This is a genomic window from Streptomyces sp. NPDC059850, assembly GCF_042731515.1.
Taxonomy (GTDB): Bacteria; Actinomycetota; Actinomycetes; order Streptomycetales; family Streptomycetaceae; genus Streptomyces.
In genome coordinates, this window is record NZ_JBHWJI010000013.1 from 28,388 (window position 1) to 44,221 (window position 15,834).

General features: G+C 72.2%; 13 protein-coding genes. 11 read left to right on the forward strand and 2 right to left on the reverse strand.

Annotated elements, in window-relative coordinates:
* The first annotated feature begins 18 nt into the window (after positions 1-18).
* The 8 genes from ACFV9T_RS13065 (at position 19) to mutM (ending at position 8,565) form a co-directional block, all read left to right on the forward strand.
* Positions 19-3,171: a helicase-related protein gene (locus ACFV9T_RS13065; protein ID WP_385439356.1), complete on the forward strand. Its 3,153-nt coding sequence runs from the start codon at positions 19-21 to the stop codon at positions 3,169-3,171.
* 179 nt (positions 3,172-3,350) lie between these two features.
* Entirely contained in the window at positions 3,351-3,938 is a 588-nt protein-coding gene (rsmD, locus tag ACFV9T_RS13070) for a 16S rRNA (guanine(966)-N(2))-methyltransferase RsmD (RefSeq protein ID WP_385439359.1), read from the forward strand.
* 26 nt (positions 3,939-3,964) lie between these two features.
* On the forward strand, positions 3,965-4,444 hold the full coding sequence (coaD, locus tag ACFV9T_RS13075; RefSeq protein ID WP_385439361.1) for a pantetheine-phosphate adenylyltransferase: 480 nt from the start codon (positions 3,965-3,967) through the stop codon (positions 4,442-4,444).
* A gap of 105 nt (positions 4,445-4,549) precedes the next feature.
* Entirely contained in the window at positions 4,550-5,671 is a 1,122-nt protein-coding gene (locus tag ACFV9T_RS13080) for a cell division initiation protein (protein ID WP_385439363.1), read from the forward strand.
* A gap of 114 nt (positions 5,672-5,785) precedes the next feature.
* On the forward strand, positions 5,786-6,448 hold the full coding sequence (locus ACFV9T_RS13085; protein ID WP_385439364.1) for a YceD family protein: 663 nt from the start codon (positions 5,786-5,788) through the stop codon (positions 6,446-6,448).
* A 2-nt stretch (positions 6,449-6,450) separates the two neighbouring features.
* Positions 6,451-6,624 carry a 50S ribosomal protein L32 gene (rpmF, locus tag ACFV9T_RS13090; protein WP_009714764.1) on the forward strand — a complete coding sequence of 58 codons (174 nt, stop codon included), beginning with the start codon at positions 6,451-6,453 and terminating at the stop codon, positions 6,622-6,624.
* A 19-nt stretch (positions 6,625-6,643) separates the two neighbouring features.
* Positions 6,644-7,600, forward strand: coding sequence for a ribonuclease III (gene rnc, locus ACFV9T_RS13095; protein ID WP_385439366.1), 957 nt, complete (start codon positions 6,644-6,646; stop codon positions 7,598-7,600).
* Between the two features lie 65 nt (positions 7,601-7,665).
* Entirely contained in the window at positions 7,666-8,565 is a 900-nt protein-coding gene (mutM, locus tag ACFV9T_RS13100; RefSeq protein WP_385439368.1) for a bifunctional DNA-formamidopyrimidine glycosylase/DNA-(apurinic or apyrimidinic site) lyase, read from the forward strand.
* Here the strand turns inward: mutM and ACFV9T_RS13105 are convergent.
* Both ACFV9T_RS13105 and ACFV9T_RS13110 read right to left on the reverse strand, forming a co-directional pair.
* On the reverse strand, positions 8,508-8,957 hold the full coding sequence (locus ACFV9T_RS13105) for a winged helix-turn-helix transcriptional regulator (RefSeq protein ID WP_385439370.1): 450 nt from the start codon (positions 8,955-8,957) through the stop codon (positions 8,508-8,510). The two genes, mutM and ACFV9T_RS13105, sit on opposite strands and share 58 nt — an antisense overlap.
* A gap of 83 nt (positions 8,958-9,040) precedes the next feature.
* Entirely contained in the window at positions 9,041-9,844 is an 804-nt protein-coding gene (locus tag ACFV9T_RS13110) for a CAP domain-containing protein (RefSeq protein WP_385439607.1), read from the reverse strand.
* A gap of 273 nt (positions 9,845-10,117) precedes the next feature.
* Here ACFV9T_RS13110 and ACFV9T_RS13115 point away from each other — a divergent pair, with 273 nt between their 5' ends.
* The 3 genes from ACFV9T_RS13115 (at position 10,118) to ACFV9T_RS13125 (ending at position 15,717) form a co-directional block, all read left to right on the forward strand.
* A complete protein-coding gene (locus ACFV9T_RS13115) occupies positions 10,118-10,399 on the forward strand; it encodes an acylphosphatase (RefSeq protein ID WP_385439373.1) in 282 nt (93 codons plus the stop codon).
* 384 nt (positions 10,400-10,783) lie between these two features.
* The gene (locus tag ACFV9T_RS13120; RefSeq protein WP_385439375.1) at positions 10,784-10,990 is read left to right on the forward strand and encodes a hypothetical protein; all 207 of its coding nucleotides are present in this window, start codon (positions 10,784-10,786) and stop codon (positions 10,988-10,990) included.
* A 236-nt stretch (positions 10,991-11,226) separates the two neighbouring features.
* Positions 11,227-15,717: a chromosome segregation SMC family protein gene (locus ACFV9T_RS13125; protein WP_385439376.1), complete on the forward strand. Its 4,491-nt coding sequence runs from the start codon at positions 11,227-11,229 to the stop codon at positions 15,715-15,717.
* Positions 15,718-15,834 lie beyond the last annotated feature (117 nt).

Here is a 15,834-nt window from a genome sequence, read left to right on the forward strand (position 1 = left end):
TCGGTGGCGTGGTGTGGAATGGACTGCGTGCCCGTGCTGGATGAACCCCTGAAGAAAGTCCTCGGCGGCAACACCGCGAAGGTGATGGCCGAGCACCTCGGCCTGCACACGGTCGGCGACCTGCTGCACCACTACCCGCGCCGGTACGCGGAGCGCGGCGAGCTGACGCGGCTGGCCGATCTGCCCCTGGACGAGCATGTGACCGTGGTCGCGCAGGTCGCGGACGCCCGGGTGCACAAGTTCAACAGCGGCCGGGGCCAGCGGCTGGAGGTCACCATCACCGACGGCAGCGGCCGTCTCCAGCTCGTCTTCTTCGGCAAGGGCGTCCACAAGCCGCGCTCCGAGCTGCTGCCCGGCAGCCGCGCCCTGTTCGCCGGGAAGGTCTCGGTCTTCAACCACAAGCGGCAGCTGGCGCACCCCGAGTTCAAGCTGCTGCGGGGGGACAGCGGATCGGACGCCGCGGAGGCGTTCGCCAACCAGCTGCTGCCGCTGTACCCGGCCTGCAAGCAGATGGAGTCCTGGCAGATCCAGCAGGCCGTCGACACCGTGCTCGGCCCGGCGGGCCAGGAGGACACCGTGCTGGCCGGGTTGATCGACCCGCTGCCCGAGTCCCTCCGCGAGGGCCGGGGGCTGGCCACGCTGCCCGGGGCGCTGCGCCGCATCCACCGCCCGCGCACCAAGGCCGACATCGCCGACGCGCGCGACCGGCTCAAGTGGGACGAGGCGTTCGTCCTGCAGGTCGCCCTCGCCCGCCGCCGCCAGGCCGACGCGACGGCCCCCGCCGCGCCCCGCAGGCGGGTGGACGGCGGCCTGCTGGACGCCTTCGACGCCCGGCTGCCGTTCACCCTCACCGACGGCCAGCAGCGGGTCAGCGCCGAGATCTTCACCGACCTGGCCACCGACCACCCCATGCACCGGCTGCTCCAGGGCGAGGTCGGTTCGGGCAAGGCGCAGCCGCTCGACTCCCTGGTGCTGACGCCGTGTGGCTACCGGCCGATGGGAGAGATCGCCCCAGGAGACGAGGTGGTGGTGCCCTCCGGGGAGCGCGCGGTCGTCGACGGGGTCTTTCCACAGGGTGAGCGCGACGTATGGCGTTTGGTCCTGTCGGACGGGACCAGCGTCGAATGCGACGACGAGCACCTGTGGATCGTGGGGACGAGCTGTGCCTGGGCTCGTGGGCAGGAGCCGAAAGTGATGTCGACCCGCGACATCAGAGGCGACCTGTTCACGGCCAACGGGTCGTCCAAGTGGTACCTGCCCGTCGCGCAGCCGACCGACCTCGAGGACGGTACGGATCTTTCGCTTGATCCCTATTTTTTCGGTCTCCTCCTCGGGGATGGCTCATTCCGTCACAATCTGAGGCTCTCCAGCGTCGATGCCGAAATCCGGAATCCAGTGATCCAAGCGCTGCGGGACTTCGGGCTCTGGGGTGTGACGTCGCACGAGAAGTTCGTTCCCGCTGCTTACAAGAACGCGACGATCAAGGACCGCCTGGCGCTGCTCCAGGGCCTGATGGACACGGACGGCACCGTGCAGTCGGACGGGCTGGACGTCTCGTACTGCTCCGCGTCGCGTCAACTGGCCGATGATGTGGCGTGGCTGGTGCGCTCCCTCGGCGGCCGGGCCCGGGTCCTGCGGAAGAGTGCGGCTTACGTGGTCTCTGTCGGGTTGCCCGACGAATATGTGCCCTTCAGGCTGGCCAGAAAGGCGGCACGTCTCCGGGGGCGGCCGAAGTACAACACCTTCCGGCGCGGGATCAGGGCGGTGGAGTACGTGGGCCGGAAACCGGTCCAGTGCATCAGCGTCGCCCACCCGAGCCGTGCCTATGTGACGGATCACTTCACGGTGACCCACAACACGATGGTCGCGCTGCGCGCGATGCTCGGCGTCGTCGACGCCGGGGGACAGGCGGCGATGCTCGCGCCGACCGAGGTCCTGGCCCAGCAGCACCACCGTTCGATCACCGAGATGATGGGTGAGCTGGCCGAGGGAGGCATGCTGGGCGGCGCCGAGCAGGGCACCAAGGTCGTGCTGCTCACCGGCTCCATGGGCGCCGCCGCCCGCCGCCAGGCGCTGCTGGACCTGGTCACCGGCGAGGCCGGGATCGTGATCGGCACCCACGCCCTGATCGAGGACAAGGTCCAGTTCCACGATCTGGGCCTGGTGGTCGTCGACGAGCAGCACCGGTTCGGCGTCGAGCAGCGCGACGCCCTGCGCTCCAAGGGCAAGCAGCCGCCGCATCTGCTGGTGATGACGGCCACCCCGATCCCGCGGACCGTCGCGATGACCGTCTTCGGCGACCTGGAGACCTCCGTCCTGGACCAGCTGCCGGCCGGCCGCTCCCCGATCGCCTCCCATGTGGTGCCCGCCAAGGACAAGCCGCACTTCCTGGCCCGGACCTGGGAGCGGGTGCGGGAGGAGGTGGCGGGCGGCCACCAGGCGTATGTGGTGTGCCCGCGCATCGGGGACGACGAGGACGAGGAGCAGGGGGCGAAGGGGGCGAAGGGGGCGAAGGCGGCCAAGGCGGGGCAGGAGAAGTCCGCCGAGGCGGAGAAGCGCCCGCCGCTCGCCGTCCTCGACGTCGCCGACCAGCTCGCCACCGGCCCGCTGCGCGATCTGCGGGTGGAGGTGCTGCACGGCCGGATGGCGCCGGAGGCCAAGGACGAGGTGATGCGCCGCTTCGCCGCGGGCGGGGTGGACGTGCTGGTCGCCACGACCGTCATCGAGGTGGGCGTCAACGTCCCCAACGCCACCGCCATGGTGATCATGGACGCCGACCGGTTCGGCGTCTCCCAGCTGCACCAGCTGCGCGGCCGCGTCGGGCGCGGCTCGGCCCCGGGGCTGTGTCTGCTGGTGACCGAGATGCCCGAGGCCAGCCCCGCCCGGGTGCGGCTCGGCGCGGTCGCGGCCACCCTCGACGGCTTCGAGCTGTCCCGGATCGACCTGGAGCAGCGCCGCGAGGGCGATGTCCTCGGCCAGGCCCAGTCCGGCGTCCGCTCCTCGCTGCGGGTGCTCGCCGTCATCGACGACGAGGAGGTCATCGCCGCCGCCCGGGAGGAGGCCACCGCGATCGTCACGGCCGACCCCGAGCTGACCGGCTACCCCGAGCTGCGCACCGCGCTGGACGCCCTGCTGGACAAGGAGCGGGAGGAATTCCTCGACAAGGGGTGAGCCGCGAGGTGCCGTGCCAGGCGTCGGGAGCCCGGCATGATCGGCAAGACACCCCCTAGGGGGCGTGCAGGGGTCCCGTGCGGCGCCGGACGCCATATCGTGGAGGGGCGGCGGGTCGGCGTACCCGCCCGCCGCCGCCCCGACCACCGCGACGACCACCGCGAAGGACTACGACACCCATGACCCGCGTGATCGCCGGAGCGGCCGGCGGACGTCGCCTGGCCGTGCCGCCGGGAAACGGCACCCGACCCACCTCGGACCGGGCGCGCGAGGGCCTGTTCTCCACCTGGGAGTCGCTGCTCGGCTCGCTGAGCGGGGTCCGCGTCCTCGATCTGTACGGCGGCTCGGGCGCGGTCGGCCTGGAGGCGCTGTCCCGGGGCGCGGCCCATGTGCTGCTGGTCGAGTCGGACCCGCGCGCCGCCCGCACCATCCGGGAGAACGTCCGGGCGCTGGGGCTGCCCGGCGCCGAGCTGCGGACCGGGAAGGCCGAGGCGGCCGTCGACGGCCCGGCTCCGGCCTCCGGTCCGTACGACGTCGTCTTCCTGGACCCGCCCTACGCCGTCACCGACGACGATCTCCGCGAGATCCTGATCACACTCCGTGGCAAAGGCTGGCTCGCACCGGAAGCGCTGGTCACCGTGGAGCGCAGCACCAGAGGCGGGGAGTTCGGGTGGCCGGCCGGTTTCGAGGGACTGCGGTCCCGTCGCTACGGCGAGGGCACGCTTTGGTACGGTCGCGCCGCCTCGACGTGCGACAACGCGTCATGACCGGACCCGAGAGCGAGGAACTTCCGTTGCGCCGCGCAGTCTGTCCGGGGTCCTTCGACCCCGTCACCAATGGGCATCTGGACATCATCGGCCGAGCGTCCAAGCTGTACGACGTCGTCCACGTCGCCGTGATGATCAACAAGTCCAAGCAGGGGCTGTTCACGGTGGAGGAGCGGATGGATCTGCTCCGCCAGACCACCGCCGAGTACGGGAACGTGGAGGTCGAGGCCTTCCACGGGCTGCTCGTGGACTTCTGCAAGCAGCGCGACATCCCCGCCATCGTCAAGGGGCTGCGGGCCGTCAGCGACTTCGACTACGAGCTGCAGATGGCCCAGATGAACAACGGCCTGTCGGGCGTGGAGACCCTTTTCGTGCCCACCAACCCCACCTACAGCTTCCTCTCCTCCAGCCTGGTCAAGGAGGTCGCGGCCTGGGGCGGCGACATCTCCCACCTGGTGCCGCCGCTGGTCCTGGAGGCCCTGGACGAACGGCTCCGGCGGAAGTAGCACGGACGGGCACTGGCGGCGGCTCAGCGGGTGTCGGGCAGGCGCCCGCTGGCCGTACAGTCGGTCCCGTCTCATCCCCTCCGACTCAGACTGCGAGCACCCAAGGTGGACGTGCAGAAGAAGCTCGACGAGATCGTGAGCGCCGTCGGCAGTGCCCGGGCCATGCCCATGTCGGCCTCGTGCGTGGTCAACCGCGCCGACCTGCTCGCCATGCTCGAAGAGGTGCGCGCCGCGCTCCCCGACTCGCTCGCCCATGCCGAGGAGCTGATCGGCGGGCGGGACCGGATGGTGGACGACGCCCGCCAGGAGGCGACGCGGATCATCGAGTCCGCGCACGCCGAGCGCGCCCAGCTGATCTCCGCGACCGAGGTGGCCCGCACGTCGCAGGAGGAGGCCGACCGGATCCTCGGGGAGGCCCGCCGGGAGGCCGAAGAGATCCGCGCCGAGGCGGACGACTACGTCGACAGCAAGCTCGCCAACTTCGAGGTCGTGCTGACCAAGACCATCGGGTCGGTGGACCGAGGCCGCGACAAGCTGCTCGGCCGGGTGCCCGGCGGCGACGGCTTGGACGACGAGCCGGAGCGCAGCGCCGATCCGCACACCCTGCGGCAGCGCGCCGACGAGTACGTGGACACCAAGCTGGGGGCCGTCTCCGCGGTGCTCGGCAAGACCCTGGAGGCGGTCGGCCGGGGACGGCAGAAGCTGCTCGGCTCCCGCCCGGCCGATGAGCTGGGCGCCCATATGGCGGCCCAGGACGCGGCCGCCCAGGCCCTGCGGACCAGCGACGACGACTACTACGCGGAGCTGGCCCAGTCGCAGGACGCCACCGCGCAGCCCGCGGCCGTACCGCAGTCGCCCGTCATCGAGCCCGCCGCCGTGCAGCCCGCTGCCGTCCAGCCCGCCGCGATGGACCCCGCCGCGGCCGCCGGGTACTACGCCCAGCAGCCGGGCTACCCGCAGCAGGACGCGTACGGCTATCCGCAGCAGGGGTACGTCCAGCAGCCGGACCCGTACGTCCAGCAGGCGGGATATCCGCAGCAGGACGCCTACGGCTGGCAGCAGCAGCAACAGGGCTACGACCCGAACGGCTACGTCCAGCAGCCGCAGCACCCGCAGCAGCCCCCGTACCCCCCGCAGCAGCCGGGCGCGGCGCTCGACGAGACCAGCCTGTTCGACACGAGCATGATCGACCTCGATCAGCTGCGCCAGTACGAGCAGGGACGCTAGCCCTCCGGCGTTCCGGAGCCGTCCGGCACCCGATTGGGCCTGAAGCGGCCCGTCCAGTATCCTGGCTCTTCGGTCGCGAGTACGTCCGCGATCTCGGCTGCCCGCTTCAAGTCCATGCCGGGCTGCCCGCCGCAGCGTAGAAAGCAGGAAGCCCTGAACGCCCGCCTCGACCACCGCGCCCCCCTCGTGTTCGACACACGCGAGCTGGGGCGGCGTCCTGGTGCGCTCAAGCGGGTCTCCCGCTCCGTGGCGGCCCCCAAGGACCTCGGCATCGAGGTCATCGGGGTGCGGGAAGGCGCGACCGTGGAGCTTGACCTCCGCCTTGAGTCGGTCATGGAAGGGGTGCTTGTCACAGGCACCGCCCGTGCACCGCTCACGGGGGAGTGCGTAAGGTGTCTGGAGCCGCTGGAGCGAGAGCTCGAAGTGGACTTCCAGGAGATGTACTCCTACCCCGACGCCGACGACCGGAGCCGCGACGCGGACACCGGCGACGACGCCGAGGAGGAGGACACCCTCTTCCTCGAGGCCGACCTGTTCGACCTCGAGCCCGTGCTGCGCGACGCGGTGGTGCTCGCACTGCCGTTGCAGCCGGTGTGCCGGGAGGACTGCCCGGGGCTGTGTGCCGATTGTGGTGCGCGCCTCGCGGACGACCCGGACCACCACCACGAAGCCGTCGACATCCGTTGGGCGGCATTGCAGGGACTCGCCGGGTCCATTCAGGACGGCGAGAAGGACAACGCCCCCCGCCCGCGCGGGGATGACCCACAGGAGAAGTAGCCGTGGCTGTTCCGAAGCGGAAGATGTCGCGCAGCAACACGCGCCACCGCCGGTCGCAGTGGAAGGCTGCGGTCCCCACTCTGGTGGCGTGCGAGCGCTGCCACGAGCCGAAGCAGCAGCACATCGCGTGCCCGAGCTGCGGCACCTACAACCGCCGCCAGGTCCTCGAGGTCTGATCGGCGGGTGACAGGCTCTATGTCGGACGCCAGCACGCCGTCCCGCAAGCGCGCGGGTGAACCTCGCGGAGGTCATCAGCGCGGCGGCGATACGGTCCAGGCGGACAAGGCCTCGTCCCACACGATCCTGGAAGGGCGGCTCGGGTATCAGCTCGAGTCCGCCCTTCTGGTGCGTGCGCTCACCCATCGCTCCTTCGCGTACGAGAACGGCGGGCTGCCCACCAACGAGCGGCTGGAATTCCTCGGGGATTCGGTGCTCGGCCTGGTGGTCACCGACACGCTGTACCGCATCCACCCGGATCTGCCCGAAGGTCAGCTGGCCAAGCTGCGGGCCGCGGTGGTCAACTCGCGCGCGCTCGCCGAGGTGGGCCGGGGTCTGGACCTCGGCGCCTTCATCCGGCTCGGCCGGGGCGAAGAGGGCACCGGGGGCAGGGACAAGGCATCCATTCTCGCCGACACCCTGGAAGCGGTGATCGGCGCGGTCTATCTCGACCGGGGACTCGACGCCGCCGCCGAATTGGTGCACCGGCTCTTCGACCCACTGATCGAGAAGTCCTCTAACCTCGGCGCCGGCCTGGACTGGAAGACCAGTCTCCAGGAGCTGACCGCCACCGAGGGTCTTGGGGTTCCGGAGTACCTGGTCTCCGAGACCGGGCCCGACCACGAGAAGACCTTCACGGCTGCCGCCCGCGTCGGTGGTGTCGCGTACGGCACCGGCACCGGCCGCAGCAAGAAGGAAGCCGAGCAGCAGGCGGCCGAGGCCGCCTGGCGCGCGATCCGCGCTGCCGCCGACGAGGCGCAGACGAAGGCCAAGGCGGAGGCCGAAGCCGCGGCGGAAGCCGAGGCCAAGGCGGAAGTCGCGACGGAAGCCGAGGCAGCGGCCAAGGCGGAGGTCGAGGCTGAGGCCGGGACAGCCGCCGACGGCGCCGGGGCCGCGAGCGCCCCGGCCGCGGACTCGGCCACCACCACCCGTTAGGCACCGCCCCGGCCCCGGTCACCGACCGGGGCCGGAGTGCCGGTGATCCCTCTTCAGGAGTCACGTTGCCCGAGCTGCCCGAGGTCGAGGTGGTCCGGCGCGGTCTGGAGCGCTGGGTCAGCGGCCGTACGGTCGACGAGGTCCAGGTGCTGCACCCCCGCGCGGTCCGCCGTCACCTGGGCGGCGCGGAGGACTTCGCGGCCCGGATGAAGGGCCGCCGCACCGGGGCGGTCCGCCGCCGAGGCAAGTATCTGTGGCTGCCGTTCGAGGACACCGCCGAAGCGGTCCTGGCCCATCTCGGCATGAGCGGTCAGCTGCTCGTCCAGCCCGGCGCCGCCCCGGACGAGAAGCATCTGCGCATCCGGGTCCGGTTCGCCGACGACGTGGGCACCGAGCTGCGCTTCGTCGACCAGCGCACCTTCGGCGGGCTCTCGCTGCACGGCTCCGTACCCGGCGACCTGGAGGGGCTGCCGGACGCGATCGCGCACATCGCCCGCGACCCGCTGGACCCCGCGTTCGACGAGGCGGCCTTCCACCTCGCGCTGCGCCGCCGCCGTACCACCGTCAAGCGGGCCCTGCTCGACCAGTCGCTGATCAGCGGCGTCGGCAACATCTACGCCGATGAGGCGCTGTGGCGCGCCCGGCTGCACTACGACCGGCCGACCGCCACCCTCACCCGGCCGCGCTCCACCGAACTCCTCGGCCATGTGCGGGATGTCATGAGCGCGGCACTGGAGGTGGGCGGCACCAGCTTCGACAGCCTGTACGTCAACGTGAACGGCGAGTCGGGCTACTTCGAGCGCTCGCTCGACGCCTACGGCCGGGAGGACGAGCCGTGCCGCCGCTGCGGCACCGCCATGCGCCGCCGCCCGTGGATGAACCGCTCCAGCTACTTCTGCCCGCGCTGTCAGCGCCCGCCGCGCCCGGTCGGCGCCTCGGCGCTCTCGCCGCGCCGCCCGTCGTAGGCCTCCCGGGCGCTCAGCACCTCCGGCATCCGCCCCTCGACCAGGTGGATCAGCGCCAGCAGCCGTTCGGCGACCGCCTGCCCCAGCGGGGTGAGCCGGTAGTCCACGCGCGGCGGATTGACCGGCTGGGCCTCGCGGTGCACCAGACCGTCCCGCTCCAGCGCGTGCAGCGTCTGGGACAGCATCTTCTCGCTGACCCCGTCGACCCGCCGCCGCAGCTCGTTGAAGCGGCAGCCGCTCTCGGCGAGGGCGGTCAGGGTGAGGCCGCCCCACTTGCCGGTGATGTGCTCCAGCGTGGCGCGGGACGGACAGGCGCGCGCGAACACGTCGAAGGCCAGGTCCCCGGCGGTGTCCTCCGCCGGGTGGCTGGCGGCGGTGCGTTCACATTCCATGCACACACCATACGCTCAGCGCTCTCCGCCGGATCGCGCTGTCGTCCGGTGAGCGCTCTCCGCGTCTGGAGCACTCTCCGCGTCTAGTAACCGAAGTCCTGGGTCCACCAGGGGCCGTCGTCACCGAAGTGCGCGCCGACGCCGAGTGTCGTGTACTGGCAGTTGAGGATGTTCGCCCGGTGATCGGGGCTGTCCATCCACGAGTCCATCACGTCCTGCGCGGTGGTCTGGCCCCGGCCGATGTTCTCCCCGCCCAGGTCCAGGATGCCCGCGAGCTTGGCGCGCTCCCAGGGGTCCTCGCCGTCCGGGCTGGTGTGGTCGAAGAAGTCGCGTATCGCCATGTCGTCGCTGAAGTCCTGCGCCAGTTGGGCGAGTTTCCGGTCCTCGGTCACCGGCTGGCAGCCGACCGCCGCCCGCTCCTGGTTCACCAGGGCGATGACCGCCTTCTCGGCCGCCGCCGCCCGGTCCGGCTTCTCCGGCGGCAGGCTGGGCACCGGGTCGGTCGTGGGCGTACGGGACGGAGTGGACGAGTCCGATCCGCCACCGCCACCGCCGCCGGACCCGTCACCGCCGCCGGACCCGCCGGGCTTGCTGCCGGACCCGGGGCGCTCGGCCGGTGTCGTGGACGGCGTTCCGGCGGGCTTCGAGGGGGTCTGGGAGGGGGACGTGGACGGCGACTGCGGGCTCGCTTCGCCGGAACCCGTCGACGTCCCGGTGCCGCCCGAGGGGAAGGACGCCCCCGGGCCCTGGGTGTCCAGGCCGGTGCCGGGCGATCCGCCCGCCTGCACCTGACCGGCGGGTTCACTGCCGCCGCCGAGACCGGCGGGGCCACCCGGAACCAGGCCGGAGGCCATGGCCACAGCGCCCACCGCGACCGCGGCGGACACACTCAACAGTCCGGTTCTCACCGGTGCGAGAGGGCTACGGCGCGGTCCCCGGTGGCGGCCGGCGCCCACCTCGGGCGGCGTCGCGGAGCCGGGGGCAGATCGTCGATGGCGGCCCATCTCCTGCCTTCCTTATGTGTGAGAGCGTCAAATGTGTGGCTTCTGTGGGCAACTCATGTGTCACTCGTGTGAGTGAGTCTCGTTGAGGCGGGACTGTACGCCATGCGGTAGGAGCTGAATGTGCCGAGGCGCCAATTAGCCGGTTAGCGTGCGCACATGAACGACAATGTGCGCCTTACGGTGTGGGTCCGCGGCCGGGTCCAGGGCGTCGGCTTCCGGTGGTTCACCCGGGCCAACGCGCTGCGCATCGGAGGCCTCGCGGGCTTCGCCTCCAACCTCGCCGACGGTCGCGTACAGGTGGTCGCGGAGGGCTCGCGTGCGGGGTGCGAACAGCTGCTCGACTGGCTGCGGGAGGGCGACACGCCCGGGCGGGTCGACGGTGTCACCGAGATCTGGGACACACCGCGGGGTGTCTACGAGAGCTTCGAGATCCGCTGAGCGAGCCCTCGCGGGACCCCCGTTCGGCCCCCTCCCGACGCCCCGCTGACCACGGCTTCCGTGCGCGCTGTGAGCAGAAATCGGCTGATGGTTGCGAACGACGCCGCTCCGTGGAAGGCTGCGGAGCGTAGGAAGATCCCCAACCGCTACGGGTCCTCTGGAGAGCGGCGGCGCAGCTCGTGCCCCCTTGTGCTCTCGGCCCTCGCGGTGCCGGCGGCATGTGATCGTGTTGACCCTCAAACCAATTGGTGAGACTCTGGAAGTCCCCGCGCACCTTAACTTGTCCGCCACCTCAGCACGGCAATATCGGCGGACATCGCGGGTGCGAATCCCTCACGACCCACACCGCTTCGGTCGGTCACTCAGTGTGGAGGACCATCCATCATGGCAAAGGCGCTTCTCGGTTACGTCGGCGGCTCCGACCCCCGAGTCCTCGCCGAGATGCGACGGCTTCAGCAGCGCGTTCAGGATCTTGAATCCGAGCTGGTTCGGATTCAGGCCGAGAACGACTCGCTGTCGGCCGCCGCTCGTCACGGCGACTCGCTGCTCGACAGCATCGACGTATCCCAGGCGGAGCCTGCGCTCGCCTGACCCAGCCCTCGGGCCGGTCGGGCTGAACCGTCAGCCGCTTGAGAATCTTCAAGGGACGCCTCGGCGTCCCTTCGTCGTTCCCCCGCGTTTCCAGTTTTCTCTTACCGACTGATGTGCCCCACCCCCTCGTCGGTGAAACCGATCATTGAGGAAAGCGGGAAAAAGCCGGGACGGGCCCGCGGCGCCACGCGCAGGGGAGGCTGCCGGAAGGGGCCCGGAAGGTAGAGTCCAACGGCGTGCACCTGAAGAGCCTGACCCTACGAGGCTTCAAGTCCTTCGCCTCTGCCACGACGCTCCGCTTCGAACCGGGTATCACCTGCGTCGTCGGCCCCAACGGGTCGGGCAAGTCCAACGTCGTGGACGCGCTGTCCTGGGTCATGGGCGAACAGGGCGCCAAGTCGCTGCGCGGCGGCAAGATGGAGGACGTCATCTTCGCCGGGACGACCGGGCGGCCCCCGCTCGGCCGCGCCGAGGTCTCCCTCACCATCGACAACGCCGATGGCGCGCTGCCCATCGACTACGCCGAAGTCACCATCACGCGGATCATGTTCCGCAACGGCGGCAGTGAGTATCAGCTCAACGGCGACACCTGCCGTCTGCTGGACATCCAGGAACTGCTGTCCGACTCCGGCATCGGCCGCGAGATGCACGTCATCGTCGGACAGGGCCAGCTCGACGGCGTCCTGCACGCCGACCCGACCGGCCGCCGGGCCTTCATCGAGGAGGCCGCGGGCGTCCTCAAGCACCGCAGACGCAAGGAGAAGGCGCTGCGGAAGCTGGACGCCATGCAGGCCAACCTGGCCCGCGTCCAGGACCTCACCGACGAGCTGCGGCGGCAGCTCAAACCCCTCGGGCGGCAGGCCGCGGTCGCCCGCCGGGCCGCCGTCATCCAGGCCGACCTGCGCGACGCCCGGCTGCGGCTGCTCGCCGACGACCTGGTCACCCTGCGCGAGGCACTGCGCGCCGAGGTCGCCGACGAGGCCGAGCTGAAGAAGCGCAAGGAGGCCGCGGAGGCGGAGCTGCGCACCGCCCAGCAGCGCGAGGCCGCCCTGGAGGAACACGTCCGGCAGCTCGCCCCGCGGCTCCGCGACGCCCAGCAGACCTGGTACGAGCTGTCCCAGCTCGCCGAGCGGGTGCGCGGCACGGTCAGCCTGGCCGACGCCCGGGTCAAGAGCGCGACCACCACCCCCGCCGAGGAGCGGCGCGGCCGCGACCCCGAGGACATGGAACGCGAGGCGGCCCGCATCCGGGAACAGGAAGCCGAACTGGAAGCCGCCCTGGAGGCGGCCAGCCGCGCCCTGGACGACACCGTCGAGCACCGCGCGGAACTCGAACGGAACCTGGCGCAGGAGGAGCGCCGCCTGAAGGACGTCGCCCGCGCCATCGCCGACCGCCGCGAAGGGCTCGCCCGGCTCCAGGGCCAGGTCAACGCCGCCCGTGGCCGCGCCGCTTCGGCCCGCGCCGAGATCGAACGCCTGGCCGCCGCCCGCGACGAGGCCCGGACCCGGGCCACCGCCGCGCAGGAGGAGTACGAACAGCTCAAGGCCGAGGTCGACGGACTCGACGCGGACGACGCGGAACTGGCGGAGCGCCACGAGGCCGCCAAGCGGGAGCTGTCCGAGGCGGAGACCGCGCTGAGCGCGGCCCGCGAGGCCGCGACCGCCGCCGAACGCGACCGCGCCGCGACCGCCGCCCGGCACGACGCCCTGGCCCTCGGCCTCCGCCGCAAGGACGGCACCGGCGCGCTGCTGGCCGCGGCCGACCGCCTCACCGGCCTCCTCGGCCCGGCCGCCGAACTGCTGACGGTCAGCCCCGGCTACGAGGTCCAGGTCGCCGCGGCCCTGGGCGCCGCCGCCGACGCGATCGCCGTCACCGACCCCACGACCGCCGCGCAGGCGATCCGCCACCTCCGCACCGAAGACGCGGGCCGAGCCACCTTGCTCCCAACCGGCGCCCCGCCCCCGGGCACCCGAACGCCCGGCGCCGCCGGTGAGCCCTCCGCCCAGGCCGCCGCCTCGGGGGGCCAGACCGACGCGGCAGCGGCTGCCGTCGGCACGCCGGGCGGTGCGGGTACGGATCCGGGCGCCACCTCCGTGGCGTCGGACGGGCCAACGGGCCCGCCCGTGGTGCCGGGCACACGGACCCCGCCTGGTGAGGCCGCCCCCGCCCCGGCGGACGGCCCGGCGGACCCGTCCTCGGGCGCCGCGCTTGACGCGGTGCCGGGCACGCGGGCGGCCGGTGCCGCCGGTGGTGACCCCATCGCCCCGGCAGGCGGCGACGCCGAGCAGGGTGCCTCGCCCGCCCGGGGCGCGGGGGCCGGTGTCGTCTCCGAGGTGTCGGACGGTCCGGCGGACCTGTCCTCGGGCGCCGCGCTCGGTGTTGCCGGTGAGCCCTCCGCCCAGGTGGCCGCTTCGGGGGGTCAGGCCCACGCGGCGGTGCCGGAGGCGGGCGGCGGCTCGGGATCGGGCTCGCAGCCCGTGCCGGGGGCGGCCGTCGGCGGTTCCGGTACAGGAGGCGCTGAGCACGCGCCCGGTCCGGCGGACCTGTCGTCGGGTGCCGCGTCCCGTGCGGTGCCGGGTACGCGGGCGCCCGGTGCTGCCGGTGAGCCCGCCGTCCCGGCCGCCGCTTCGGGGGGTGCCAGCGCGGCGGTGTCGGGGGCGGGTGGCGTCACCGCCCGGGCGGACTCGCCTGTCCCGGGCGCGGGGGCCGGAGGTGCCTCCGAGGTGTCGGACGGTCCGGCGGGGCTGCCGGAGGCCCGTACTGGTGGGGGCGGCGATCAGCCTCGTCCGGTGGCCGCTGACGCGGCGCCGGGTGGCCCGGCCGGGCCGGAGGTGACGGCCACGGTCGCCGGTGTGGAGCAGCCCGTGGTGCCAGGGGCGCGGGGCGTGGATGCCGCGCAGGCGGTTCGGGTGCCGGGTCCTGCCGGGGGTGAATCGGTGGCGGGGCTGGTGGACGGGCCCGCTGGGCTGGTGGGGGTCGTGCGGCGGTTGCTTGACGGTGTCGTGGCGGTCGGGACGCTGGAGGAGGCCGAGGAACTGGTCCGGGATCGGCCCGAGTTGACCGCGGTGACCGCCGACGGCGATCTGCTCGGGGCGCACTTCGCGCAGGGCGGGTCCGCCGGGGCGCCCAGTCTGCTGGAGGTGCAGGCGTCGGTCGACGAGGCGGCGGCGGAGCTGGAGGAGCTGGCCGTACGGTGCGAGGAGCTGGCCGGGGCGCAGCGCGCGGCGGGGGAGCGGCGTACCGAGTGCGTGGCGCTGGTGGATGAGCTGGCGGCCCGGCGCAGCGCGGCGGACCGGGAGAAGTCGCAGGTCGCGCAGGACCTCGGCCGACTCTCCGGGCAGGCGCGGGGCGCCGCGGGGGAGGCGGAGCGGTCGGCCGCGGCCGCCGCACGGGCCGAGGAGGCGCTGGAGAAGGCGATGGGGGAGGCCGAGGAGCTGGCCGAGCGGCTGGCGGTGGCCGAGGAGCAGCCGGGGGAGGAGGAGCCGGACACCTCCGTACGGGACCGGCTCGCCGCGGACGGCGCCAATGCCCGGCAGACCGAGATGGAGGCGCGGCTCCAGGCCCGTACCCATGAGGAGCGTGTGAAGGGGCTCGCGGGGCGGGCCGACGCGCTCGACCGGGGCGCGCGCGCCGAGCGCGAGGCGCGGGCGCGCGCCGAGCAGCGGCGCGCCCGGCTGCGCCACGAGGAGCGGGTGGCGTCGGCGGTGGCGGACGGAACCCGGCAGCTGCTGGCGCACGTGGAGGTGTCGCTCGTACGGGCCGCCGAGGAGCGGGACGCGGCCGAGCGCGCCAAGGCCGAGCGCGAACGCGAGCTGGAGGCCGCGCGCAACCGGGGCCGTGACCTCAAGGGCGAGCTGGACAAGCTGACCGACTCGGTGCACCGGGGCGAGGTGCTGGGTGCCGAGAAGCGGATGCGGATCGAGCAGCTGGAGTCGAAGGCGCTGGAAGAGCTGGGCGTGGAACCGGCCGGGCTGATCGCCGAGTACGGCCCCGATCAGCTCGTACCGCCGTCGCCGCCCGCGGAGGGCGAGGAGCTGCCGGAGGATCCGGAGGACCCGCGCAACCGCCCGGTGCCGTACGTCCGGGGGCAGCAGGAGAAGCGGCTGAAGGCCGCCGAGCGGGCGTATCAGCAGCTCGGCAAGGTCAATCCGCTGGCGCTGGAGGAGTTCGCGGCGCTGGAGGAGCGGCATCAGTTCCTGAGCGAGCAGCTGGAGGACCTGAAGAAGACGCGGGCGGATCTCCTCCAGGTGGTGAAGGAGGTCGACGAGCGCGTCGAGCAGGTGTTCACGGAGGCGTACCGGGACACCGCGCGCGAGTTCGAGGGCGTGTTCTCGCGGCTTTTCCCAGGTGGGGAAGGTCGGCTGGTGCTCACCGACCCGGACAACATGCTGACCACGGGCGTGGACGTGGAGGCGCGGCCGCCGGGCAAGAAGGTCAAGCGGCTGTCGCTGCTGTCCGGCGGGGAGCGCTCCCTGACGGCCGTGGCGCTGCTGGTGTCGATCTTCAAGGCGCGGCCGAGTCCGTTCTATGTGATGGACGAGGTCGAGGCGGCGCTGGACGACACCAATCTGCAGCGGCTGATCCGGATCATGGAGGAGCTGCAGGAGTCGTCCCAGCTGATCGTGATCACTCACCAGAAGCGGACGATGGAGGTCGCGGACGCGCTGTACGGCGTCTCGATGCAGGGCGACGGAGTGTCGAAAGTCATTAGTCAACGCCTGCGGTGACCACTTCAATACTTGAAGTCAATGGTGCAAAGGGTGCAGCGTAACTTCTTGGCCTCCCCCTATTGACTTCGAAACTTGAAGGAATAGTCTCTGCAACGTCGCTTTTACCTTTAAGTG